Annotated in this window: 19 protein-coding genes; 15 read left to right on the forward strand and 4 right to left on the reverse strand. The window is 36.9% G+C overall.

Annotated features, from left to right (window positions below; translation table 11 throughout):
• Positions 1–8 precede the first annotated feature (8 nt).
• The 6 genes from lgt (at position 9) to AB3H93_RS05210 (ending at position 4,430) form a co-directional block, all read left to right on the forward strand.
• On the forward strand, positions 9–839 hold the full coding sequence (lgt, locus tag AB3H93_RS05185) for a prolipoprotein diacylglyceryl transferase (RefSeq protein WP_010718555.1): 831 nt from the start codon (positions 9–11) through the stop codon (positions 837–839).
• 43 nt (positions 840–882) lie between these two features.
• Positions 883–1,908, forward strand: a complete 1,026-nt coding sequence (locus tag AB3H93_RS05190; RefSeq protein ID WP_010718554.1) for an NAD(P)H-dependent glycerol-3-phosphate dehydrogenase — start codon at positions 883–885, stop codon at positions 1,906–1,908.
• Between the two features lie 14 nt (positions 1,909–1,922).
• Positions 1,923–2,861, forward strand: coding sequence for a UTP--glucose-1-phosphate uridylyltransferase GalU (galU, locus tag AB3H93_RS05195; RefSeq protein WP_010718553.1), 939 nt, complete (start codon positions 1,923–1,925; stop codon positions 2,859–2,861).
• A 129-nt stretch (positions 2,862–2,990) separates the two neighbouring features.
• Positions 2,991–3,431 (forward strand): DUF948 domain-containing protein, encoded by a 441-nt coding sequence (locus tag AB3H93_RS05200; protein WP_010718552.1) that lies wholly within the window; start codon positions 2,991–2,993, stop codon positions 3,429–3,431.
• Positions 3,432–3,433: 2 nt separating this feature from the next.
• On the forward strand, positions 3,434–4,030 hold the full coding sequence (locus AB3H93_RS05205; protein WP_034699167.1) for a YtxH domain-containing protein: 597 nt from the start codon (positions 3,434–3,436) through the stop codon (positions 4,028–4,030).
• Positions 4,031–4,298: 268 nt separating this feature from the next.
• Positions 4,299–4,430, forward strand: coding sequence for a hypothetical protein (locus AB3H93_RS05210; RefSeq protein WP_368020241.1), 132 nt, complete (start codon positions 4,299–4,301; stop codon positions 4,428–4,430).
• 18 nt (positions 4,431–4,448) lie between these two features.
• On the opposite strand, the gene AB3H93_RS05215 is transcribed toward AB3H93_RS05210, so the two are convergent.
• Positions 4,449–5,552 (reverse strand): Xaa-Pro peptidase family protein, encoded by a 1,104-nt coding sequence (locus AB3H93_RS05215; RefSeq protein ID WP_010737965.1) that lies wholly within the window; start codon positions 5,550–5,552, stop codon positions 4,449–4,451.
• A gap of 207 nt (positions 5,553–5,759) precedes the next feature.
• Here AB3H93_RS05215 and ccpA point away from each other — a divergent pair, with 207 nt between their 5' ends.
• From ccpA to AB3H93_RS05230, 3 genes are all read left to right on the forward strand, one after another.
• Positions 5,760–6,761 (forward strand): catabolite control protein A, encoded by a 1,002-nt coding sequence (ccpA, locus tag AB3H93_RS05220; RefSeq protein ID WP_010718548.1) that lies wholly within the window; start codon positions 5,760–5,762, stop codon positions 6,759–6,761.
• 224 nt (positions 6,762–6,985) lie between these two features.
• A complete protein-coding gene (locus AB3H93_RS05225) occupies positions 6,986–9,397 on the forward strand; it encodes a hypothetical protein (RefSeq protein WP_368020242.1) in 2,412 nt (803 codons plus the stop codon).
• 553 nt (positions 9,398–9,950) lie between these two features.
• Positions 9,951–12,335 carry a hypothetical protein gene (locus AB3H93_RS05230; protein ID WP_368020243.1) on the forward strand — a complete coding sequence of 795 codons (2,385 nt, stop codon included), beginning with the start codon at positions 9,951–9,953 and terminating at the stop codon, positions 12,333–12,335.
• A gap of 90 nt (positions 12,336–12,425) precedes the next feature.
• Here AB3H93_RS05230 and AB3H93_RS05235 read toward each other — a convergent pair whose 3' ends face one another.
• The gene (locus tag AB3H93_RS05235) at positions 12,426–14,771 is read right to left on the reverse strand and encodes a transglycosylase domain-containing protein (protein ID WP_368020244.1); all 2,346 of its coding nucleotides are present in this window, start codon (positions 14,769–14,771) and stop codon (positions 12,426–12,428) included.
• 292 nt (positions 14,772–15,063) lie between these two features.
• Here AB3H93_RS05235 and AB3H93_RS05240 point away from each other — a divergent pair, with 292 nt between their 5' ends.
• On the forward strand, positions 15,064–15,963 hold the full coding sequence (locus AB3H93_RS05240; RefSeq protein WP_240274201.1) for a deoxyribonuclease IV: 900 nt from the start codon (positions 15,064–15,066) through the stop codon (positions 15,961–15,963).
• A gap of 256 nt (positions 15,964–16,219) precedes the next feature.
• Here the strand turns inward: AB3H93_RS05240 and AB3H93_RS05245 are convergent, their stop codons facing one another.
• The gene (locus AB3H93_RS05245; RefSeq protein WP_010718543.1) at positions 16,220–17,797 is read right to left on the reverse strand and encodes an Nramp family divalent metal transporter; all 1,578 of its coding nucleotides are present in this window, start codon (positions 17,795–17,797) and stop codon (positions 16,220–16,222) included.
• Positions 17,798–18,035: 238 nt separating this feature from the next.
• Between AB3H93_RS05245 and AB3H93_RS05250 the strand changes: the two genes are divergently transcribed.
• From AB3H93_RS05250 to AB3H93_RS05265, 4 genes are all read left to right on the forward strand, one after another.
• Positions 18,036–18,260, forward strand: coding sequence for a YneF family protein (locus AB3H93_RS05250; protein WP_010718542.1), 225 nt, complete (start codon positions 18,036–18,038; stop codon positions 18,258–18,260).
• Positions 18,261–18,434: 174 nt separating this feature from the next.
• The gene (locus AB3H93_RS05255; protein ID WP_034700948.1) at positions 18,435–20,195 is read left to right on the forward strand and encodes an ABC transporter ATP-binding protein; all 1,761 of its coding nucleotides are present in this window, start codon (positions 18,435–18,437) and stop codon (positions 20,193–20,195) included.
• Entirely contained in the window at positions 20,185–21,963 is a 1,779-nt protein-coding gene (locus tag AB3H93_RS05260) for an ABC transporter ATP-binding protein (protein WP_368020245.1), read from the forward strand. The genes AB3H93_RS05255 and AB3H93_RS05260 overlap by 11 nt, the downstream gene beginning before the upstream one ends.
• Before the next feature lie 231 nt (positions 21,964–22,194).
• Positions 22,195–22,404, forward strand: a complete 210-nt coding sequence (locus AB3H93_RS05265; protein WP_240274199.1) for a hypothetical protein — start codon at positions 22,195–22,197, stop codon at positions 22,402–22,404.
• A 132-nt stretch (positions 22,405–22,536) separates the two neighbouring features.
• On the opposite strand, the gene AB3H93_RS05270 is transcribed toward AB3H93_RS05265, so the two are convergent.
• The gene (locus AB3H93_RS05270; protein WP_010718539.1) at positions 22,537–23,427 is read right to left on the reverse strand and encodes a MurR/RpiR family transcriptional regulator; all 891 of its coding nucleotides are present in this window, start codon (positions 23,425–23,427) and stop codon (positions 22,537–22,539) included.
• Positions 23,428–23,647: 220 nt separating this feature from the next.
• Between AB3H93_RS05270 and AB3H93_RS05275 the strand changes: the two genes are divergently transcribed.
• Complete coding sequence (locus AB3H93_RS05275) at positions 23,648–25,042, forward strand: 6-phospho-beta-glucosidase (protein ID WP_368020246.1); 1,395 nt, start codon at positions 23,648–23,650, stop codon at positions 25,040–25,042.
• The last annotated feature ends 11 nt before the right edge of the window (positions 25,043–25,053 follow it).

Consider the following 25,053-nt stretch of genomic DNA (forward strand, 5'->3'; position numbering starts at 1 on the left):
GTGGAAACATGATAGCGCAAATCGATCGGGTAGCGTTCAATCTTTTAGGAATACCAATCTATTGGTATGCTTTGATCATTGTATCGGGAATAATTATTGCCATGTGGCTAAGTAGCCGTGAAGCCGTACGAGTTGGCTTAAAATCTGAGGATGTCACTGATTTTATGTTGTGGGGATTGCCACTTTCAATTATTGGCGCACGGTTGTACTATATTTTATTTGATTTACCACAATATATAGCTGATCCTATTCAAATATTCAATATCCGTTCTGGCGGGTTAGCTATTTATGGTGGATTGATCGCAGGTGCCATTACTTTATACTTCTTTACCAAATACCACTTTATTTCCATGTGGACATTTTTAGATATAGCAGCACCAAGTGTCCTACTCGCTCAAGCAATTGGGCGCTGGGGAAATTTTATGAATCATGAAGCTTATGGCCCTGTCACGACGAGAATCTTTTTAGAAAATCTTCATATCCCAAGATTCATAATTGATAATATGTACATTGAAGGTTTTTATCGTCAACCTACCTTTTTATATGAATCCGTTTGGAGTTTGATTGGCTTTATCCTACTCCTATTTTTAAGAAACAAAAAGCATTTACTGAAAAAAGGAGAAGTTTTACTTGTTTATGTGATGTGGTACAGCTTCGGGCGCTTTTTTATCGAAGGATTACGGACAGATAGTTTATACTTCTTAGGTGTTATTCGTATCTCCCAATTGTTGTCAGCCTTTTTATTCGTTGGGACAATTATTCTGTTTATCTGGCGTAGAAAAAAAGGAAATTTACCAGATTACGATCGCACTTTTGGTAAAAATCAAATGATTATCTAATTTACAGAGCTAAAAAAATGAAAAAAATTGCAGGAGTGGTAAAATGAAATATAGGGTGGCAGTCTTAGGAGCTGGCTCATGGGGGACAGCTCTTGCGCAAGTTCTTGCTGAAAATGGACATGATGTTCGCCTATGGGGACATCGTCAATCGCAAATAGACGAGATCAACCAACAACACACCAATCAAAAATATTTACCCGACTATCATTTGTCAACGTCAATCCGTGGTTTTAGTGAGTTGGAACAGGCAGTTCAAGATATTGATGCCTTGTTATTCGTGATTCCGACACGAGCCATTCGCTCTGTAGCACAAGAGGTGGTCACTAAATTGAATACCAAGCCTGTAATCATTCATGCAAGCAAGGGTCTAGAACAGGAAACACACAAACGGATCTCAGAAATTCTTTTAGAAGAGATCCCGAGTGACAAACGTCAATCCATTGCTGTTTTATCTGGTCCGAGTCACGCAGAAGAAGTAGCAAATCATGACATTACTACGATCACAGCTGCTAGCACAGATCAAAAAACAGCTTCCTTTGTCCAAAGGTTATTCATGAATCATTATTTTAGGATTTATACCAACCCTGATGTGATTGGGGTTGAAATGGGGGCTGCATTGAAAAATATTATTGCTCTTGGTGCAGGAGCAATCCACGGATTAGGTTTCGGGGATAATGCAAAAGCTGCTATTATGACTAGAGGTTTAGCTGAAATCAGTCGTTTAGGTGTTGCCATGGGTGCCAACCCATTGACTTTTATTGGTCTTAGTGGTGTGGGCGATTTGATCGTTACTTGTACTAGTATCCATTCGCGAAATTGGCGAGCGGGCAATTTGTTAGGTAAAGGGCATGAACTGTCAGAAGTATTGGAAAATATGGGGATGGTTGTGGAAGGTGTCCATACGACAAAAGCCGCAAAAGAACTTGCTCAGCAAGTAGGTGTAGACATGCCAATCACTCAAACAATTTATGAAGTACTTTATGAAAATAAAAATGTACAAATTGCGGCAAGAGAAATCATGTTGCGAGATGGAAAAAAAGAAAATGAATTTTCACGATTAATTTTTTAGAGGAGAGATGACAAATGAAAGTAAAAAAGGCAGTTATTCCAGCAGCAGGTTTAGGAACAAGATTTTTACCTGCAACAAAAGCGATGGCAAAAGAAATGCTTCCAATCGTTGACAAACCAACGATTCAATTTATCGTAGAAGAAGCACTTAAATCAGGGATCGAAGACATTTTGATCGTCACTGGGAAAGCAAAACGACCAATCGAAGACCATTTTGATTCAAATATCGAGTTAGAAACGAATTTGAGTGAAAAAGGGAAAACAGAATTATTGAAGTTGGTTGAAGAAACAACTGATGTAAATCTACACTTCATTCGTCAATCTCATCCAAAAGGGTTAGGACATGCTGTATTACAAGCCCGTGCTTTTATCGGTAATGAACCTTTTGTTGTGATGTTAGGTGATGATATCATGGAAGATGAAGTACCTTTGACACAACAATTGATTGATGACTATGAGCGGACACATGCATCAACGATCGCAGTGATGGAAGTGCCACAAAAAGATACGTCTAAATACGGAATTATTAATCCTGGTGAAGAATTAGAAGAAGGATTGTTCAATGTTAAAAACTTCGTTGAAAAACCAGACCCAAGTAAAGCACCAAGTAATTTAGCTATTATTGGACGCTATTTATTAACTCCTGAAATCTTTGATGTTTTGGCAGAACAACAACCAGGTGCTGGGAATGAGATCCAACTGACAGATGCGATTGATACATTGAATAAAACACAACGAGTATTTGCTCGTAACTTTACAGGCAAACGCTATGATGTTGGTGACAAGTTTGGTTTCATGAAAACCAGTATCGAATACGGCTTGACTCATCCAGAAGTCGGCGAACCATTAAAAGAATATATCAAAGAGCTAGGGAAACAATTAGAAGCTGATCAAACGATGGTACCAAAAAAAGACAACAAAAAAATTGAATCAAAAGATGAGCTGAAAAAATAAATTTTTTAGCAATGAAAGCTTCAACTGCTCTTATCCAAAAAAAGTAGTTGAAGCTTTGCTATTTTTTATTTGTTTAAAAAATGCGAAAATGCTATGCTTATAGAAAGAGTATCAGAAGGGAGTTCGAGTATGACAGGCGGAGAAATTGCTGGGCTGATTGCGGCCATCGCATTTGCAGTCCTCGTTGTTTTTATCATAAGAGTATTGTTACAATTATCAAAAACATTAGAAAAAGTGGATCAAACAGTAGCAGAAGCAAATACGACGATTGAAGTCGTCACCAAAGATGTCGATCTTTTGTCAAGGCAGGTGGAAGGTTTACTAGTCAAAAGTAATGAATTGCTTTTAGACATCAATGGGAAAGTAGAAACGATTGATCCATTATTTACAGCTATCGCGGATTTAAGTGAAAGCGTGTCAGAATTGAATACATCAAGTAAAAATATCGTAACCAAAGTTGGTGGGATTGGGCGTACAACAGCTAAAGCTACCGTGGCTGGAAAAGTTGGTGGCACAGCTTTAAAGTTTTTCAAAAATAAAAAACATACAGAAAAGACTGGAGGAATTTAATTATGGCAAAAAAAGGTGGATTTTTACTAGGAGCAGTTATTGGTGGGACAGCAGCGGCAGTCGCAGCATTATTATTAGCACCAAAGTCAGGAAAAGAACTACGCGATGAACTTGCTGCACAAGCAGATGATTTACTTGATATGGCTTCAGACTACACGGATATGGCAAAAGAAAAATCAGCGACATTAACAGACATCGCAAAAGAAAAAGCGCAAGATCTATCCCAACAAGCTGGTGACTTAGCTGGTAGCGTGAAAAATAAAGTCAATCATTCTGCAAATGATGTCGAAGATGAGTCTGAAGACATTTTATTAACATTAAAAGAACAATCAGAAGATCTTTCTCATCGCTTCAAGAAATCAGCAGATGAGCTTAAAAAGCCAGTCGGACAAATGAATGAAACAGTTAAAGATGCATCTGAAGATATGATGATCAATGCGAAAGATGCTGCAGGTGAAGCTGGACAAACAGTCAAAGAAGGCATTGCTGAAGCAAAACCAGTCGCAAAAGATGCGCAAGCAATGGCAGATATGGCTAAAGAAGATGTCAAAGCTAAAAAAGAAGATTTAAAAGATACATTTACTGACAATGGAAAATAGGCAATTTCTATTTTTTGTAAATAATCAATAGATGCTATCTCTATTTTGGTTAATCGAACGGAACAAGTGATGAATATCAAAGCTAGCAAAGTTTCCTAGCTTTGATATTTTTTTGTTTGGATAATTACTAGAATAATACATAATGTAAAGGTCTAATTTGCGTAATCACTTGATAGCATGCTTGTTACCATGAGAGTGAAGACACTATAAAAGAACCAGAATGATCAGAAGAATTCGTATAATCTATTGGTAACCAGAGCTCTTTGGTATGAATGGGTCAACAACAATTAGTGAGGTTGAAGATAAGAAAAAAATGAGTCTAGGACTAACAGTCACCCTAGACTCATTAATAGATGTAGAAGTGATAAACGGCGTTCAAAGAGCTGATCTTCGGCGATAAGCCGCTCTTTTCACGACCTTACTCAATAACCAATAATTCTTTTGGCGTAGTTGTAAATGGAATACAGCCGTCTTTTGTCACATAGACACAGTCTTCGATTCGAACACCTACTTGATCAGGGATATAGATTCCTGGTTCAAGGGAGAAGCACATGCCTTCTTCGATGACTAAATCATTACCTGCTACAAGGGAAGGAAATTCATGGACAGTGGTTCCGATTCCGTGACCTAGACGATGATTGAAGTATTCGCCATAGCCATAGCTATTGATTACATTTCTTGCAATTTGATCTAGTTCGGCAGCCGTTACGCCGGGACGTACAGCTGCTTGGGCAGCTAATTGTGCCTCAAGTGTGATTTGATAAATTTTTTCCTGAAATTCAGTTGGTTTTTTATAGGCTACAGTTCGAGTAGCATCGCTGCAATAACCATCCCAAACAACACCTAAATCAAACAAAACAAGTTCATTAGGCGAAATTTTTGTGCTGCCTGGAGCACCGTGGGGGCTTGCTGCGTTTTTACCAGCTAAAACAAGCGTGTCAAACGACATTTGCGAAACACCTTGTTTTTTTAGTTGGTATTCGATTTCTGCAATGATTGCTTGCTCAGTAACACCTTCTTTTACTGCCTTAAAGCCGATTTCAAAGGCAACATCTGCCCATTTACCAGCAGCAAGTAATTGGTCTTTTTCTTCCAGTGTTTTGATTAATTGGAGACGTTGAATGATTGCTGTTAAATCAGTAAAGTTGTCAGAACCAGTTAGAACATCTGAAATGGCATCGAAACGATCAACGGTTAACGCATTTTTTTCGATTCCGATATTTCCAGGCTGACCATAACGGTGACGAATTTCTTTCCCAATGATTTCCCAAGGATTTTCGCTGTCTAAATAGCCACGAACATCAAAAGACCATGCACTGTTTTGTGCATCTTCAACTTCTAAAGCCGGAGTGAATAAAAAAGGATCCTGTTCAAGAGGGATAAATAGTGCTAAGACACGTTCATGGGGTTCACTTTCGTATCCTGAAAAATAAGCGATGTGTCCTGGATCACTAATATAGGCAAGATCCACTTGATTTTGAGCCATCCATTTACGTAATTCGTTGATTTTTACGTTATTCATTTTGGCATCCTTCTTTCTAATTTATTGAATTATTAGATAATTGTACCACTTAATGTTTCAAAGACCAACGTATAAAAGTGAAAAAATGAATTATTTTCATGAAAGCGGTAGTAAAACGGTTGCAATTTTGAGTATTATTTGTTATCCTGTTTTAGAAATGTAAAGCGTATTTTCAGAAAACATATAAAAATGAACAGGAGAGCAAGAATGGAAAAGCAAACAATTACTATTTATGATGTAGCGAGAGAGGCAAATGTTTCGATGGCTACTGTTTCACGTGTCGTTAACGGGAATCCGAATGTCAAACCTGCGACTAGAAAAAAAGTGTTAGAAGTCATTGATCGATTGGACTATCGTCCGAATGCTGTTGCACGTGGGCTAGCAAGTAAGAAGACAACGACAGTAGGGGTAATCATTCCAGATGTCAGCAATATGTTTTTTGCTTCTTTAGCACGTGGGATCGATGATGTTGCTACAATGTACAAATACAACATCATTTTAGCAAATTCAGACGGCAATGATCAAAAAGAAGTGAATGTATTAAATAACTTGTTAGCAAAACAAGTAGATGGCGTGATCTTCATGGGACATCATATCACTGATGAAATCCGTGGTGAGTTTTCTCGATCTAAGACTCCTGTAGTATTGGCTGGCTCAATTGACCCTGATGAACAAGTTGGAAGTGTGAATATCGATTACACTTCAGCAACTAAGGATGCTGTCAATAAATTAGCTAAGAATGGCAATAAAAAAATTGCCTTTGTCAGTGGGGCATTGATTGATCCAATCAATGGTCAAAATCGCTTGAAAGGATATAAAGAAGCACTTAAAGAAAATAATTTACCTTACAGCGAAGGTTTGATCTTTGAAGCAGAGTATAACTTTAAAGATGGATTAACTTTAGTTGATCGCATTCATAACAGTGGCGCAACAGCTGTTTATGTTTCAGATGATGAATTAGCTATCGGTATTTTAGATGGTCTTTTAGATAAGGGTGTGAAAGTACCGGAAGAATTTGAGATCATTACAAGTAATAACTCATTGTTAACAGAAGTTGCACGTCCACGCCTAACAAGTATCACACAACCATTGTATGATTTAGGTGCCGTTTCAATGCGTCTATTAACAAAAATGATGAATAAAGAAGAAGTTGAAGAAAAAACAATTATCTTACCTTATGGAATTGAAGAAAAAGGATCGACGAAATAATAAGTGATTAACACTCCACTAGATGATGCTAGTGGAGTGTTTTTAACCTCTAAAAAGATTCAGTGATTGAAATAAGTAAACATTCGTTGAAGCTTTTAGCTCGTTAACAAGAACAACTATTTATTTTTTTGTAAAAACTTGGACAAATTTTAGCTTTTTATTCCGTATAATGAAATGGAATCTCTATCAGAAGAGAAAATCTAAAATGCCAGGAGTTACTGTATATGTCAGATTTTTATTTTGTAAAACTACGCCCTGAAGTTTACAATGATTTAATAACTTCAAAGGAAACTAAAAATAGGATATTAAATAAAGAAACAAGAATGTATCTTGCTTTCGAACAAAATGGAAGAAATTGGTATATTCCTTTTAAAGCTTATACAAGTACAAAACATCCAGATTCTGTATTTTTTTTGCCAATATTGGAGGAGGACCCTCATCTTGTTTCTCCGGGATTAGTTTTCTATCAGTCCTTAAATCTTTCCTCTTCAGATGTAATAGAAACAGAGATAGAAAGGAAAGAGATAGCTGATTTATATATACCGTTTATAGAAAAAAATTTGGAAAAAATTAAGGACGCTTTTTATCATTATCTAAGAGGATACTATAATCATTGTGTATACGATAAGAAGACCGGAACGCTTGAATTATTTCTAAAAGAAATAGAGGAAATATGCAATCTTAAGTTTAATGAGGGAATAAGTGATAAAAGTATACAAAATTTGAGCAAACGAGGTGATATAAAAGGGATTGAAGCATATCGAGAAAAACAACTTCCAAATTTTCTAGAAGAAGATTATTTTATTAAGTTTTTATCTGTTAAATCTCATCTTCCTTGGCAAGATTCAAGCATAATCCAAATCTTGATCGCCCAAAAACCAGACGTCCAATTGGCTCTTCAGGCTTGGGAATGGAAGAAACTTGAAAAAAAACTAAATCTGTGTCCGGAATCCCTCCTTAGAGCATATACGGGAGAAGTTTTCAAAAAAAAAACAAACTCTAAACCAACAGATTATTTTCAAGTACAGGTTTTTGATGTTAGTGAATTAAAGGAAAATCAAGAAATACCTAGACCTGCTTACTACGTAGGAGATCAAACAGTTGATTCATTTCTTTATAAAATTTTATTCCAAAGTATCAGAGGACTTACAAGTAGGTCAATCGAGATTCAATCAGGAATGAATGATAAAGAAAAATTGAGTACCTTATTGCGTTCAGCCATACATAAGAGAAGATGGACTAGTATCGGTGATCAAGACCATTTAGAATATTTTAAATCAGAAGCGGTCGGTTATACCTTAGCAAAACATTTAGGATTATCTACGGAGAGTTATTCTTTTGAATATCTTTCTACTTTGAGGCAGAATAAATTGTCTGAAACTACAATAGATAATATTTTAGAGAGCATTAGTTCAGAAGTAAATAAAACATATAATGACTTTAGAGAAAAATTTAATATTATTTTGAATAAAAGTAACGAAAAGAATAAAGTTACCCAACTTCAAAATAATCAATCTATAGAGATATTAGACCCCGTCAATAAAGGGAAAAAAAGACGTGAAGCTTTGATTGAAAATAGTAAAAAAAAGTTTAGCGACAAACGTTTGAAAGTAGGAGAAAAACAGCAGCGTGATCCACAAACTTGGACAGAAGTTAAAACTAAAAAGAGTAAAAGAATCCATCCGAATATATATGAGAGTAAAATACAAAATTCTGAAGGGCAAAATAGCGAAAATAATAGCGAGTATTGGTGGGAAATCGAAAGTAAACACGTGAGGAAAGTCAAAGAAGGGAACCACCAGCTATCAGGCGACTCTAAAGGATTGATTAGACCTGAAGTCAAAATATCTTTGGAAAAAGCTGAGGGTGCCAGCATAAAAAAAACTGAACTCTCGATGGATATTAAGGGAAATGAGCAACAGACAGTTCATATTAAAGGATCAAATGGTACTAAGCAACAAGAAGTTAAAGAGAGATCTTGGAAAGAGAACTCAAGCACAGAAAGAAACAATCAGCTAGATAATCTAGAGAAATACAGAGAAGCGAATCAACAATGGTTTGAGAAAGGAACTTTGGAAAAAAACACAAGTAAAGGAAGTAATACAAGTACTTCAGAAAATGTTGTTACCAATGATTTAAAGAGTTCTAAACTTAGAACTTTTGAAGGATCGATTATCCTTAAAGCCAAAGAAGGTGCAAGTCTACCTTTGAGAAAAGCTGAGGATACCAACCGAAATGAATTTGAACATTCGACGACTATTAATAGAATTAACCCGCAGACAGATCATCAAGAATCTTCTACCCTTAAAACCTTTGCAAGCTTGTTTAACATGAAAGACAAAGAAGGTACAAGACAATCTTTGAAAAAAGCTGAGGATACCAACCGAACTGAATCTAAACTTTCGACGACTATTAATGGAAAAGATCAGCAGACAGATCATCAAGCGGATCAAAGTGAGTCGGAAGAAATGACTTGGGAAACAGTTACAAGAAAAGGAAGTAAAAAAAGCAACAAAAGCAACAAAAGCACTTTAGAAAAAGTAGATACTAACAGACTAAGTTCATTTACTACAGATAAAAACAGTCCGCAACGGCAAAGGATAGCTCAGGAAAAGGCAACTAAAAATAATCGGTAGAAAAAAATGGAGTATCCGGGCGTAGAACATTGGCAAGATAAAAAAGTTTCTTTAAAACCATAACAAGATAAAAACGAGAGTGGGACAATAGTCAGAAAAAAATCTGATTATTTCCCCATTTTTTTGATTTTAAGGTACATAAAAAGCACAACCTTGTATGATTAAAGTGCTTAAACAAAAATCAAAGGAGTGTGCTTTATGTTTAAAAATTATACCATCAGCCAAACAACTTTACCACGAAATGTAGAACATTAACTGTTACCACCTTTATGTGGATGAAAGACGGTTATATGCGAAATGGACAGCGCAAACCAGGTTATAATTTCCAAATCGCCAACGATTGAGAAAGAACTATTGTCCCACTCTCGTTTTAACTTCTAAAAAAGATTCAGTGATTGAAATAAGTAAACATTCGTTGAAGCTTTTAGCTAGTTAACAAGAACAACTATTTATTTTTTTGTAAAAACTTGGACAAATTTTAGCTTTTTATTCCGTATAATGAAATGGAATCTCTATCAGAAGAGAAAATCTAAATTGTAAGGAGAAGTTATAAATGTCAGATATTTATTTTGTGAAACTGCTTCCTGATGTTTACGATGAGTTAAAAACTTCAAAGTACAAAGAAATAACATTAGAAAATTTAAATAGGACATATCTTGCATTGGAAAGAAATAGGAGAAATTGGTATATTCCTATTAAATCTTTTACAGAGAAAATTTTTACAGAGTTTGTATATCCATTGCCAGTAATGGAAGAGAAGTACAAGAACAATCGTCGCTGTACTCCAGGTTTTGTTTTTAATCATTCCTTGTATCTTGATTCTTCACTGGTAATAGTAACTAAGGATCCGGGAATGGAATTATATCGTCCGTTTATAGAAGAAAATAAAGAAAAGATCATAGAAAAATTTTATTATTTTGTAAGTATGGCACATCATATTAATGAACGTGGTAATAAGTTGGTTAACTCAATTGACTTATTTCCAGAAGGAGTTGAACATATACTAACTCTTAGGAATAATGAGGGAATAGACGATAAAAAAAGTATACAAAGCTTGAACAAACGGGGGGATAGGGAAGGGATTGAAACGTATCGAAAAAAACAACTTTCAACTTTTCTAGAAGAGGATAATTTTATTAAGTTTTTATCTGTTACAGCGCATCTTCCTTGGCAACAGGCAAAAATAACCCAAAACCTGATCGCCCAAAAACCAGATGTCCAATTGGCTCTCGAGGCTCAGGAATGGAAGAAACTAGAAAAAAAATTAAAACTGGGTCCAGAGGCACTTTATAGAGACCATACAGAAGTACGTTTCGACAAAGAAACAAAAAGTAAACTAACAGCCTCTTTTCTAGTACAGGTTTTCGATGTTAGTGAATTAGCGGAAAAGCAAGAAATACCCAGACCAGCATACTATGTAGGGAATCAAACAGTTGATTCATTTCTCTACCAAATTTTGTTCCAAAGTATTAACCAATTTAAAAGTATGCCAATCGAGATTCAATCAGGGATGAATGATAAACAAACATTGAGTAACTTTATGCGTTCAGCCATACATAAGACAAGAGGGACTAGTACCGATTATCCAGACCAATTAGAATATTTTAAATCAGAAGCGATTGGTTATATCTTAGCAAAACATATAGGTTTACATACGGAGAGTTATTCTTTTGAATATCTTTCTACTTTGAAAAAAAGTGAATTGTCTGACAGTAAAATCGATGCTATTTTAGTTAGCATTAGTAGGAAAGTAAGTCAAATATATGGACGGTTTAGAGACAATTTTAACGATATTTTGAAAAAAAGCATGGAAAATGATACAGTCTTCCAATTTCAAAACAATCAATCTATTGAGTTATTAGACCCTGTCAACAAAAGGAGAAAAGGACGTGAAGCTTCAAAGGAACGTAATCAAAAAAGGGTTGACAGCATACGTTTGGAAGAAGAGAAACAAAAACAGCATGACCCACAAGTATGGATAGAAGTACAAACGAACAGTAGCAAAAGAACCAATTGGAATAAAGATGAAAGTAAAATGCAAAGTCCTGAAGAGCCAAATAGAGAAAACAATAGCGATTATTGTAGGGAAATCGAAAGTAAGCAAGTGATGACTGTCAAAGAAGGGGATAACCGGCAATCAGGTGACTTTAAAGGAAAAGACAAAGATGATGCAAGCCTACCTTTAGAAAAAGCTGAGCCCTCAATGAATATCAATGGAAATGACCAACAGTCAGATAACCTAAAGAAATCAAGTGAAACGAACCCGCTGTGGTTTGAAATTGGGGTATGGGAACCAGTCATACATGAAAAAGAAAAAAGCAAACCTGCTACCAATGATCTAAATAGTTTTAACCCTAGCACCTTTAAAAGCTTGACTGCTCCTAAATTCAAAGAAGGAACCAGCCTATATTTAGAAAAAGCTGAGCCCTCGATGAATATCAATGGAAATGACCGACAGTCAGATAACCTAAAGAAATCAAGTGAAACGAACCCGCTGTGGTTTGAAATTGGGGTATGGGAACCAGTCACACATGAAAAAGAAAAAAGCAAATCTGCTACCAATGATCTAAATAGTTTTAACCCTAGCACCTTTAAAAGCTTGACTGCTCCTAAATCTAAAGAAGGAACCAGCCTATATTTAGAAAAAGCTGAGCCATCATTGAATATCAATGGAAATGTCCAACAGTCAGATAACCAAAAGAAATCAAGTGAAACGAACCCGCTGTGGTTTGAAATTGGGGTATGGGAACCAGTCACATATGAAAAAGAAAAAAGCAAACCTGCTACCAATGATCTAAATCAGTCTAAATATTCACCGACTACAGATAAAAATACTCATCAACAGCAAACAGTGGATCAAAAAAGGAATAAAGCAATGAACTTAGTCAAACAGCAAGAAAAAAAGCGTATGGGCGCTACTGAAAAATTAACAAGATAAAAACAGTCGCCATAATTGGCGACTGTTTTTGTAGGTCCTTTGTCAAATAATGTTGGTACGTTTCATCAATATTATTTGACAAAGTCTGAGTTATTCTTTTTCTTTATCATTTTCTTTTTTTGCTGGATGCGCTCGAGCAAAGGATGAAGCAGTTCCCCAATAGTTTTTATAGTTTTCATCCGTTCCACCGACACCAAACTTGAATGTTGATTTTTTTGGACCATTTTTTGCCCAAAGCGATTCAACTGTCTGACTTGGCGTTTCGATGGTTTTCTTATCAACAGTAACTTTACCAGGAAGTTGTCCTGTAAAGGATGCTACTTTTTTCTTGGAGACATCAGAAGATAATTCAAATTTATCCTTTGTCCCGAACATCGCTGGATTTGCTTGGTATACTTGATTAATGAGATTGGCTAAATAGCTAGAAGAACGTAATCGGGCTCTTGAGTCCATTCCAGTGTTGTCATCGTGACCTGCCCAACTACTGATCGTAATAGATGGCGTTGAAACAATCAGCCAAGAATCACGGTAGTCATTTGTTGAACCTGTTTTGCCGATCCAATCCGCTTGTCCCAGTTCATGATTTAAAGCAGTAATATCATCTTTAAAAGGTGTCGTGATTTTCGCAGTGATTACACTACGCATCATATCATTCATAATTGATGCTGTAGCTTCAGAATACACTCTTACAGGTTTTTCCTCATGTTTGTAGATGACGTTTCCCGAGTTATCAGTAATTGAATCAATCAAATAACCTTCTTGATAGACCCCGCCATTAGCCAAAGCTTGGAAGCCATTGGTTTGTTCCAAAGTCGTTACATCAACGGTTCCCAACGGCGCAGACTCAACACCCCAATTATCGTTGGTTGGATAATTCATTTTTGCCAAGTAATTTTCATAAGCATATTGTTTAGAACCACCATTTTCTAAAACATCCTGATATAAATGATAGGCAGGGATATTGTTAGACCATTCCAAAGACTCTCGAATCGTTTGGAAGGTATTAGAACCTTCATTCGTTGCATTGACGATTTTTTCTCCTGCGTTACTTCCTTCTTGCCAGGTAGTTGCGTAATCAGAAACGCGTGATTCTGATCCTACAAGCCCCATATCGATGGCTGGACCATACACGAGTACTGGTTTAATCGAAGACCCAGCTTGTCTTTGGGTGTCAAAAGCATGATTATTTTGGTTTTGTAGATAATTTCTACCACCAACAAAACCATAGATACGACCAGTTTTATTATCCATCAAGACATTTCCTGTCTCAACTTGTGTGGCTTTGCCATCGTCTAATAGATGACCATAACTTTTTGCTGCTTCTTGCATTGCCGCATAAACATTTTTATCGATCGTTGAATGGATCGTATAACCTTTGTTTTGGATCGTTTGTTGTGCTTTTTGATAGTAGGCATCATAGACTGAACTATCAGATAAATCTGCATCATCTTTTTCAGCTAATTGTTTAGTGATGATCTCTGTGGCTTCACCCATAACGGTATAATATAGAAACTCACGATCACTTTGTTCAGCAATCTGTTGTGGTAAGAAATCTTTCGTGAGATTATAAGCTTTCGCTTCTTCATATTGCTGTTTTGTGATTTTATTTTCACGATACATGCTGAATAGAACCACATCTTTTCGATTCAATCCTGCTGAAAGGTCTTCTTTTAAACTCCCAGTATTTGTATAAGGACTATAAGTGATCGGACTTTGTGGCAAACCTGCGATAAAGGCAGCTTGTGGTAAGTTGACATCTTTGGCATTAACACCAAAGATTCCTTTCGCTGCTTCTTGTACACCAGCGATATTTTGTCCTTTATTGTTTCGACCAAATGGAGAAACATTTAGATACATAGAAATAATTTCATTTTTGGAAAAGTGTTTCTCGACTTGTGCTGCTAATAAAATTTCATTTGCTTTTCGCTTGAATGTTGTTTCATCAGTTAAGATTTGTTGTTTGACTAACTGTTGAGTCAACGTGGAACCACCGGAAGAACCGATACCAGTTGCTTCAGAAAATAAAGCACGCAAAACAGCTTTTGGTACATAGCCGTTATGTCGCTCAAAATACTCATCTTCAGTACTAATGATTGCAGTTTTCAATAAAGGCGAAATTTGATCTGAAGGAACGGCTGTCCGCATTAAATCAGTTTGGATCTTTGATATTTCAGAATTGTCAGCATAAACAAGTTTAGATGTTTCTGTAATGTTGCCAAGCTCTGATTGCAGGGTTGCTTTGGATGGTATTTCGGTATCTTCAACAAGATAGGCAAAATAACCAGCTCCGATACCAACACCAAGGGCTGCCAGTAGCAGAAGAAGGACGACGATAAAAGTAGTCAGTGATTGGAAGACACCAAAAGCGATGTTTAATCCCAACCATTTTTGCTTTTTCCTTCGATGTTGCTTTTTCCGAGTATCTTTACGTGGCAAAAGGGTTCACCTCAACTAATAGTTTTATTTCGCTAATTATAGCAAATAATGGAACAAAAAAACAGATATGGTGATTTTTATAAGGATTATTTCAACTTTCTTTTTCTGAATGATAGAGTGAACGAGAAACTTAAAGCACTAGACCGGTTTTCGAGTCGTAAACTTTCCTTTCCCTATATGTTCAGTTAAAATAGAAAAAGATTAGCTTATTTAGAGTGATTATCAATGAATGGAATATGGCTTGATAAGGATTTCGATCATTGACTCACTTTTTATGGAGAGGAAGAATTTTATGTTATTAGGGTCACACGTAAGCATGAGTGGGAAAAAAATGCTATTAGGGGCAGCAGAAGAAGCTGCAAGTTACGGTGCTTCAACCTTTATGATTTATACTGGAGCACCGCAAAATACTAGACGTAAAGCAATTGAAGACATGAATATCGAAGCGGGGAAAGCGTATATGAAGGAACATGGATTATCTGATATAGTGGTTCATGCACCTTATATTATTAATTTGGGAAATACGACTAAACCGGAGATGTTTCCTTTTGCGGTTCAATTTTTAAGAGAAGAGATCGTCCGAGCGGAGGCTTTAGGAGCAACCCAGATCACTTTGCATCCAGGTGCCCATGTCGGTGCAGGTGCCGAAGCTGGTATCGCCAAAATCATTGAAGGATTGAATGAAGTTTTAACGAAAGAACAGACTGCACAAATTGCTTTAGAGACAATGGCTGGTAAAGGGACGGAAGTCGGTCGGACATTTGAAGAATTAGCGCAGATCATTGATGGCGTGACTTTGAATGAAAAATTGTCTGTGACATTTGATACTTGTCATACGAACGATGCAGGCTATGACGTGTGTCATGATTTTTCAGGTGTCATGACAGAATTTGATAAAGTAATCGGCTTGGATCGATTGAAAGTGTTACACATCAATGACTCGAAGAATCCTCAAGGGTCACATAAGGATCGTCATGCTAATATTGGTTTCGGGACGATCGGTTTTGATGCACTGAAAGAAATCGTACATGAACCGATGTTTTCAGATATTGCCAAAATCTTAGAAACCCCTTATGTAGGGAAAGAGAAAAAAACGGCCTATGCACCATATGGAAAAGAAATTGCTATGTTAAAAGAAAAACACTTTGATCCAGAAGCTTTCCCAGAATTATTAGCAGCAGTGAATGAATAAACAAATGAAACCTTAAAGTTTTGATTGTAGGATTTGTGCAAAACCTACTGATATTAGTAGAAAAAAACGTGATTTATCTCTTCACGAAGACATTTCAACAAATGGACATCAAAGCTGTTGAATGTAGTTATACGAATTAAAATAAGCCGAAGAATTTCCCTGAGTAACTATTTCGGGATTCTTTGGCTTATTTTTTAAAATCAGACACATCTGTCTCATCTTTTTTAGTCATATCAATAGAAGCAGGTACTTTTTATTAGTTATTTTCTTGAACGGTTAGTTGTTGCAAACGTTCTGCGTATCTTTTGTTCCCTTTATACAAGTCGACGATCGTCCAACACAATAAGGCTAAGACAGCAAAGATGATCAAGTAGGCCACATTGTCTGCCCACATCAATTCATTGGTAGTTGCTTGATCACCAAAGAAACTTTCGATTTGTCCAGGCAACCCTCGTAAATTCAAGAATGTCAGACTGATTACGGAGATCCAACCTAAAGATTTAACGAATAGATTATTTTTAAATTGTTTCCCCATCTCTACTTCACTATTTGTCATCATCAATAATGGAATCATTGAAAAAGGAAGCGCAAATGCAAGGAATACTTGAGATTCGTTCATCAAATGATTCAAAGCAGTATGTTCTTCGATCGTTCCTTTTGTGCTGGTAAAGAGGACACAGAGTAAAACAGGGATGACAGACAAGAGACGTGTGACCAAACGACGTAACCAAATCGGCATACGCATGTGGATAAAGCCTTCCATGATCACTTGTCCTGTCAGTGTTCCAGTAATCGTAGAATTTTGTCCAGAAGCTAAAAGGGCAACAGCAAATAATGTAGATAAAATGCCAGATTTTGCTACAGTGGTCAATACATCATTGCTCATAACAGAAGGATTAGACAATGCTTCGTAAAGCCCAAAAAATGATGGGTCTTGCACAGAACCATTTTTAAATACTGCAACGCCCATGATCAAAAGTAAAGCATTGACTAAAAAAGCCATAGTTAATTGAATATTAGAATCCCAAGTTGTAAAACGAACAGCTCGAGCGATATCGGTTGGGTCTTTCCGATCGATTTCTCTCGTTTGTGAGACTGCAGAATGGAGATACAAATTATGAGGCATGACAGTTGCGCCAATGATTCCTAAAGCACCTGTCAATGGTGTTTCGCCACCGATCATCGGTGAATCAGCAAACGTTTTGCTATTAGGAACAAAGCCAGCAAATAAATGTTTCCAGTCGGGATTTGACAAAGCCACTTGGTAGACAAAAACGAATAAAATGACAAAGATCAAACAAACGACGATCGCTTCAATTTTACGAAAGCCAATCTTAGTTAACATCAATAAAACAAAAACATCAAAAACAGTAATAAATACGGCAATTACTAATGGAATATCAAAAAGTAAATAAAGGGCAATGGCGGCCCCAATTACTTCTGCAATATCGGTTGCCATGATTGCCAATTCAGTTAACACCCACAAAATCACACCAAGTGTTTTACTTGTACGGGCTCGGATGGCTTGGGCTAAATCCATTTGACTAACGATGCCTAGTTTTGCTGCCATATATTGCAAAAGCATAGCGACTAAGCTGGATAAAAGAATGACTGACATCAGTAAATATTGAAAGTTTTGACCTCCTGTAATAGAAGTCGACCAGTTTCCTGGGTCCATATAACCTACCGCAACGAGTGCGCCAGGACCTGAATAAGCTAATAATGTTTTAAAAAAACTTTTCCCTTTAGGAACTTTGACTGTTCCGTTCACTTCAGCTAAAGATAAGCCGTTGGTGTGTTCAATCAATTTTTGTTTATGGAATTGATTACTCAAAAAAATCACCTCTCATTTTCTTCACGACACCATTCTACACCTGCATCAAAAAAATTGAAAGCAATTTATTCGGTTTGCCTAAAAAAAATATATGGTTAAGCTTCCATTTGGCGAAGTTATAGGAAAGCAGTAAAATAAACTTTTTAGCCAAAACTAAAGAAAACGCCTTTCTTTTTTGGGAAAACTTTAGTAAAATAAGTCATTGAGAGCAATTCGGAAATAGAAAGGAGAGATTTATATGGTAAAAACAGGAATAGTCGTACTTATCGCAGTTATTGCTTTATTAATCGGCGCAATCGGTGGATTCTTTTTTGCGCGTAAATATATGAAAGATTATTTAGAAAAAAATCCTCCCGTTAATGAGGACATGTTACGATCAATGATGATGTCAATGGGGCAAAAACCATCTGAAAAGAAAATTCGTCAGATGATGCAACAAATGAAAAACCAAGGGAAAAAATAGGGTTTTCATTGGACAAATCATAGCGGGCTGATTGATTTCAGCTCGCTTTTTTTGTTAGATGGATTTATGGAAGCGATTAAAAACAAGGTTGTGTAGTTAGTGAGAAAAATGAGTGACACTGACTAAATTTTTAAGAGAAAAAGAGGTTGATGGGAGTTAAAAAGGAGGAAAAATATGTCTATTTTTAGGAAGTTGGGTTGGTTTTTTAAACAAGAAAAGAAGCACTATGTGATCGGCGTTTTTTCTTTATTATGTGTTGCCTTGGTTCAGTTAGTTCCGCCTAAAGTAATCGGGATCATCATCGATGAGATTGCAGATAAGAATCTCTCCATGCGATTTATCGTCTTTTGGATCGCTGTATTAATCGGATCTGCTATTTTACAGTATCTCTTTCGTTTCATTTGGCGGGTGAATATTTGGGGAAGTGCAGCGAGGTTAGAGAAGGAATTACGTCAGCGTTTGTTTATCCATTTCACCCGTATGGATAGTATGTTTTATCAAAAATATCGTACAGGTGATTTAATGGCACATGCGACCAATGATTTAAATGCGATTCAAAATGTGGCAGGAGCAGGCATCTTGACATTTGCTGATTCGGTCATTACTGGGGGAACCACAATCATTGCCATGATCCTTTTCATTGACTGGCGCTTGACTTTACTTGCTTTGATCCCTTTGCCGCTATTAGCTGTTACTTCAAGGATATTAGGATCAAAACTACATGATGCTTTTCGAGAATCACAAGAAGCTTTTTCCAGTATCAACGACAAAACGCAAGAAAGTATTACTGGGATTAAAGTAATCAAAACCTTTGGGCAAGAGCAGGAAGATCTGGCAGATTTTCAAGAAAAAATCGAACAGGCAATCACCAAGAATAAACGTGTCAACTTTTTAGATGCTTTGTTTGATCCGTTTATCACGCTAATCATTGGGTTATCTTATGTTTTAACGATCATCTTGGGTGGTAAATATGTGCTAGATGGCACGATCACGATTGGACAAATGGTTTCCTTCATCAGTTACATTGGAATGTTGGTTTGGCCGATGTTTGCTATTGGTCGGTTGTTCAATGTTCTGGAAAGAGGAAATGCTTCTTATGACCGAGTGAATGAACTCTTACATGAGAAGACCCATATCGTCGAACAACTTGGTGCAGTGAAGACACCCGCAAAAGGAGAATTAAATGTAGAGATCGCGCAATTCCATTATCCCAAAGAAGAATTACCCGCCTTGGAACAAATCAAGTTTGCAATTAAAGAAGGGGATACATTAGGAATTGTTGGTAAAACTGGTGCTGGAAAAACCACGATCATGAAGTTGCTGATGCGTGAATATGATGACTATCAAGGACAAATCAAATTTGGTGGTCGTTCGATCAAAGAATATTCCTTAGATGCTCTTTTACATTCTATTGGCTATGTACCACAAGATCATTTTTTGTTTTCAATGACGATTCGTGAGAATATCCGTTTTTCTGATCCTAAGTTATCTAACGAAGAAGTGGAAGCTGCTGCTTCGTTAGCATCAATCAACCAAGAGATCAAAGAATTACCGAAGGGGTATGAAACATTAGTTGGTGAGCGGGGTGTTTCCTTATCTGGTGGACAAAAACAGCGGATCTCGATTGCCAGAGCATTGATCCAAAATCCAGAGTTATTGATCCTTGACGATGCGTTGTCGGCAGTGGATGCTAAAACAGAAGAAAGAATTTTGCGGAATTTAAAAGAAATTCGTCAAAGTAAAACCACGATCATTGCCGCTCATCGACTAAGCAGTGTGATGCATGCTGATGAAATCATCGTCATTGACAAAGGACAGATCGTTGAACGTGGCCGTCACGCCGAGCTATTGGCTTTAGGTGGTTGGTACAAACAAATGTGGGAAAAACAACAGTTAGAAGCCAAAATTGAAAGGGGAGAAAATGATGGAAGATAACTATCAATCCGAATGGTCAAAATCCATTCCATTGCGAGAGCAAAAGCAAATCATTAAACGCTTGTTGCATTTTGCTAAACCCTTTAAAGCGACTTTCATCATTGCCATCCTGTTTGCTTTGGGATTGTCAGTAATCAATGTCCTATTACCTCGAATCATTCAAATCTTTATGGATGAATATTTAGCCAAACAATCTGCTACGACACAAGTGATTTTATTTTTTGCAGGCTTGTATTTATTTGGGGTCATCGTCAAAAGTATCATCTGGTTTTTCCAATGGTATTTGTATTCCAATGCTTCGCTTAAAACCTATCAATATATCCGTATAAAATTATTTGAAAAATTGCATACATTGGGAATGAGATATTTTGACCAGACACCAGCCGGCTCGACTGTCTCAAGAGTCACGAATGACACCGAAACGCTTTTTGAATTTTGGTATGTTTTTCTGATGGTATTGACAGGCATTTTCGCAGTAGTTTCCTCCTTTATTGCAATGTTTCAAATCAACGGACGCATTGCTTTATGGCTGTTGCTTTTTTTACCTGTTCTAGGAGTCGTGATCTGGTATTATCAAAAATTTAGTTCTCGGATTTATCGTAATATGCGAGAAAAGTTAAGTCAGTTGAATACTAAATTAAATGAATCCATTTCAGGGATGCGGATCATTCAGCAATTCCGGCAGGAAAAACGGTTAGCAAACGAATTTGAAGCGGTCAATACGGATTATCTCAATACACGATACGCTATGATCAAAACCAATTCGCTGTTATTGAGCCCGATTATCAGCTTTTTATATGCATTAGCCATTGCTTGGGCACTGACACTTTTTGGTTTAGATGCCTTAAAATCACCAGTGGAAGTTGGGCTGATCTATGCTTTCACCACATATGTCCAAGGGTTCTTCAATCCGATGTCTCAAATGATGGATTTCTTAAGTATATTCACTGACGGGATCGTCGCTGGTAGCAGAATCTTAAAAATCATGGACACAGAAGAATACGCACCACAGCAACATGAAGGAGCAAACAAAACCATCACTGAGGGGAAAATCGAATTTCGTAATGTCAGCTTTTCCTATGATGGAAAAAATAAAGTACTGAACAACATTTCTTTTGTTGCCAATCCTGGTGAAACTGTCGCATTAGTCGGTCATACTGGCAGTGGGAAAAGTTCGATCATCAATGTATTGATGCGTTTTTATGAATTTTATGAAGGGCAGATTTTAATTGACGGGTGTGATATTCGGGAATATCCGATTGCTGAACTTCGTAAAAAAATGGGGTTAGTTCTCCAAGATGCTTTTCTATTCTATGGGGATATTGCAGGAAATATACGTATGATGGATCCAGCGATCACAGATGAACAGATACGTGCAGCGGCAGAATTTGTCCAAGCCGATCGCTTTATTAATGAATTACCAAATGGGTATCATTCAAAAGTGATTGAGCGAGGCGCAAGTTATTCTAGTGGACAACGACAATTGATCACATTCGCACGAACCATTGTTACTGATCCTAAAATCTTGGTTTTAGATGAAGCAACTGCCAATATTGATACCGAGACAGAAGGGTTGATCCAAGAAGGATTAGCAAAGATGCGTCAAGGAAGAACCACTATTGCGATTGCGCACCGCTTGTCAACGATCAAAGATGCGGAACTCATTCTTGTCTTGGATAAAGGAAAAATCGTTGAACAAGGAACCCACCAGGAGTTGCTAGTAAAAGAAGGACTGTATGCTGATATGTATAAACTTCAAAGTGAATAGTTGTTCCAAATAGAAGTAATCAGACAGAGAAAAAGAGGAAATCATCTTCTTTTTCTCTGTTTTTTTAATAAAGACAATTTTATTGAGTATCAGAAGTAGAGTACCTTGAACAATAGCGTTTGAAATAAACAAACAGATATAAAATAACTATTTAGTGATCATTTCTTAGCGGAGACATTTTATCGTCTGTCAGAACTTAATGAAAAACAAAAAGCAGTTTTGGTAGGCTTAATGGCTGACAAAATTGGTTCTCCAACTGTATCTGTAGAAGAACTTAAAAAAACAGTGATTGCCAAAATGAAACACCTCTCACTAACTGAATCAAAACAGTTAGCAAGATTTGATCAGAAAAGAGCAAGTGGGCTAGAAGGCGCTGATAAGCAATTACCAGTTAACTCCAATAAAACTGCTAAAAGCCACGAAACACAACATGAAATTTAAGCAAATAAAACCTAAAAAATATCCATGTTGTCATGGTAAATTTTTTAGGTTTTTCTTTTTGGACACGACTAACTTAACAAGCTAGATGGTGAAAAGAGAAAATGCATAAGAAGCTGAAAAGTGTGAGATAATTTATTCCTTAATTGTAGGAGGCTCTTCCATAATAGAGGAGCTGATTGGGCGATCGTCTACTTTTTGTCCGATTTTGATTAAATGGTTGAGGTTTTTTTGATATTCCTCTGCAAAGATACAGCTGTATAGTACGTCTAGTAAGTAACAAATTGAAGTATTGATCGTAAAATTACTGATTTTGGAATACAATCGTTCTCTGGTAGTGATACGAAGGATTGCTGAGCTGAAAGTAGAAAGAGTGGAATCACCAATACTCGTCAATGTTAAAATCGGCACATTGATTTCTTGCAAAATCTTGGCTGTTCGTAACATCATTTTATTTTCGCCGGTATAAGAAATTAAGATGGCACAAGTATCAGGCGTACAGTTGTAGGCTTCATAGTAGGATTCGCCTGAAGTCGTCACGATCGTTACGTCTCGTTTGATTCGCTTCATTTTCAACATAAAAGCCTGCGAGATCAAAGTATTCGAATTACTAGAAAAAAGGACGATTTTTTTTGCTTTCAATAAAAGCTGTTTTGCTCGTTGTAAGTCATCGTGGTGAAGCAATGAGAGTGTGTCTTCAATCGTCATTCGTTCCAGTGCAGCGACTTTGTTCGCAATAGACATGATTCCATCGTTTTCTAGAAAGGGGAGGTTGGCATCAACTTCTTGAAAATTTCCTTCCAAATACTCGTTTTCCGCCAAAAAAGCTTCCTTAAAGTGGACCCAACCGTTGAACCCAGCCTTTTTGGCAATCCGAATCAACGTAGAAGGATGGACATAACATGCCTTCGCAATTTGTTGAATTGTTGCTTCTTTGAGTTGATGTTCATGGCTTTGAATAAAATGGATCACTTCTGTTTCTGCGGGAGAAAAAGCAATTTTTTTTAGTTTTTCTTTTAATAGCATGACGATCCTCTTTTACATGTTTTTAATTTTTTGTGTAAAAATATTGTAAGCGCTATTTGTTGATTCGTCAATCGTTCGTTGTTCTTATACAAGATTTTTACAAAATAATCGGCTATATAATGAATTTTTGTAAATGGAAATGCAAAAGAATAAAGTTAACTTGTTGTTTTCGTTTACAAAAAACATAATATAGTTGTAAAAACAAAAAAGGAGGAAGCTCATGGAACGAAAAGTGAAGATTGCAACAATTGGTGGCGGAAGTAGCTATACCCCTGAATTGATGGAAGGGTTTATTAAACGATATGAAGAATTACCGATTAAAGAAATCTGGTTAGTGGATGTAGCAGAGGGTCAAGAAAAATTAAGAATCGTCAGTGAAATGTCTCAACGAATGTGGGATGCTTCGCCTTATGATGTTAAGATCTATGCGACGTTGGATCGAGAAGAAGCACTGCGAGATGCTGATTTTGTAACAACTCAGTTTCGGGTAGGTCAATTAGATGCCAGAGTGAAAGATGAACGAATCCCTGCATATTATGGCATGCTTGGACAAGAAACCAATGGAGCTGGCGGGATGTTCAAAGCGTTTCGTACCATTCCGGTCATTCTTTCAATCGTAGAAGATATGAAAAGACTATGTCCCGATGCTTGGCTGATCAATTTTGCCAATCCTAGTGGAATGGTTACAGAAGCTGTCGTTCGCTACGGAAAATGGGAAAAGGTAATTGGGCTTTGTAATGTACCAGTTATGGCAATGATGACAGAGCCAGAAATGCTGGGAGAAACCAAAGAAAACTTGATTTATAAATTTGCTGGACTCAATCACTTTCATTGGCATAAAGTAGCAGATTCACATGGAAACGATCGAACGAATGAGCTAATCGACCGACTTTATGCTGAAAATAATGGCTTACCAAAAAATATATTCGATGTGCCGTTTTTCCAGGAACAATTACAACAAATGCAAATGATTCCTTGTGGCTACCATCGCTATTATTATCGTGAAGAAGAAATGTTGAACCATGCTTTAGAAGAATATCAAACAATTGGTACAAGAGCAGAACAAGTTAAAAAAACGGAAGCAGAATTATTTGAGTTGTATCAGGACCCAGAACTAGACCATAAACCAGAACAGTTACAACAACGTGGGGGTGCTTATTATTCAGATGCTGCCTGTGAAACGATCGCTTCGATCTATGCCAATAAAGAAACCCAAATCGTTGTTTCAACAAAAAATGACGGCGCTGTTCCTGATCTGCCTGCTGATTGTGTCGTGGAGGTCACAGCGTATGTCGGGGCACAAGGGGCACGCAACGTTGCTTTCGGTTCTTTTCCACCAGCTGAACGTGGCTGGCTTCAAGTCATGAAAAATATGGAATTATTGACGATCGAAGCGGCAGTGACGGGTAATTATGGCACAGCGCTTCAAGCATTTACGATCAATCCTTTAGTACGGTCGGGTGAAACAGCGAAACGGATCATGGATGAATTGTTTGTTGCTCACGAAGCGTATTTGCCACAATTTAAGGAAACGATCCACCGCTTAAAAGAAGAGGGGATCGAAGTACAAGATGAAATAGCAAACAACCTGACAAAAACTTATCAAAAACAATAATGGAGGAAGTA

This window comes from Enterococcus sp. C74, assembly GCF_040887125.1.
Taxonomy (GTDB): Bacteria; Bacillota; Bacilli; order Lactobacillales; family Enterococcaceae; genus Enterococcus_B; species Enterococcus_B hirae.

Bases quoted from the DNA above. Each gene is read 5' to 3' on its own strand.
- lgt (WP_010718555.1), top strand. From the start codon at position 9: ATGATAGCGCAAATCGATCGGGTAGCGTTCAATCTTTTAGGAATACCA.
- AB3H93_RS05190 (WP_010718554.1), top strand. From the start codon at position 883: ATGAAATATAGGGTGGCAGTCTTAGGAGCTGGCTCATGGGGGACAGCT.
- galU (WP_010718553.1), top strand. From the start codon at position 1,923: ATGAAAGTAAAAAAGGCAGTTATTCCAGCAGCAGGTTTAGGAACAAGA.
- AB3H93_RS05200 (WP_010718552.1), top strand. From the start codon at position 2,991: ATGACAGGCGGAGAAATTGCTGGGCTGATTGCGGCCATCGCATTTGCA.
- AB3H93_RS05205 (WP_034699167.1), top strand. From the start codon at position 3,434: ATGGCAAAAAAAGGTGGATTTTTACTAGGAGCAGTTATTGGTGGGACA.
- AB3H93_RS05210 (WP_368020241.1), top strand. From the start codon at position 4,299: ATGAATGGGTCAACAACAATTAGTGAGGTTGAAGATAAGAAAAAAATG.
- AB3H93_RS05215 (WP_010737965.1), bottom strand. From the start codon at position 5,552: ATGAATAACGTAAAAATCAACGAATTACGTAAATGGATGGCTCAAAAT.
- ccpA (WP_010718548.1), top strand. From the start codon at position 5,760: ATGGAAAAGCAAACAATTACTATTTATGATGTAGCGAGAGAGGCAAAT.
- AB3H93_RS05225 (WP_368020242.1), top strand. From the start codon at position 6,986: ATGTCAGATTTTTATTTTGTAAAACTACGCCCTGAAGTTTACAATGAT.
- AB3H93_RS05230 (WP_368020243.1), top strand. From the start codon at position 9,951: ATGTCAGATATTTATTTTGTGAAACTGCTTCCTGATGTTTACGATGAG.
- AB3H93_RS05240 (WP_240274201.1), top strand. From the start codon at position 15,064: ATGTTATTAGGGTCACACGTAAGCATGAGTGGGAAAAAAATGCTATTA.
- AB3H93_RS05250 (WP_010718542.1), top strand. From the start codon at position 18,036: ATGGTAAAAACAGGAATAGTCGTACTTATCGCAGTTATTGCTTTATTA.
- AB3H93_RS05255 (WP_034700948.1), top strand. From the start codon at position 18,435: ATGTCTATTTTTAGGAAGTTGGGTTGGTTTTTTAAACAAGAAAAGAAG.
- AB3H93_RS05260 (WP_368020245.1), top strand. From the start codon at position 20,185: ATGGAAGATAACTATCAATCCGAATGGTCAAAATCCATTCCATTGCGA.
- AB3H93_RS05265 (WP_240274199.1), top strand. From the start codon at position 22,195: ATGGCTGACAAAATTGGTTCTCCAACTGTATCTGTAGAAGAACTTAAA.
- AB3H93_RS05270 (WP_010718539.1), bottom strand. From the start codon at position 23,427: ATGCTATTAAAAGAAAAACTAAAAAAAATTGCTTTTTCTCCCGCAGAA.
- AB3H93_RS05275 (WP_368020246.1), top strand. From the start codon at position 23,648: ATGGAACGAAAAGTGAAGATTGCAACAATTGGTGGCGGAAGTAGCTAT.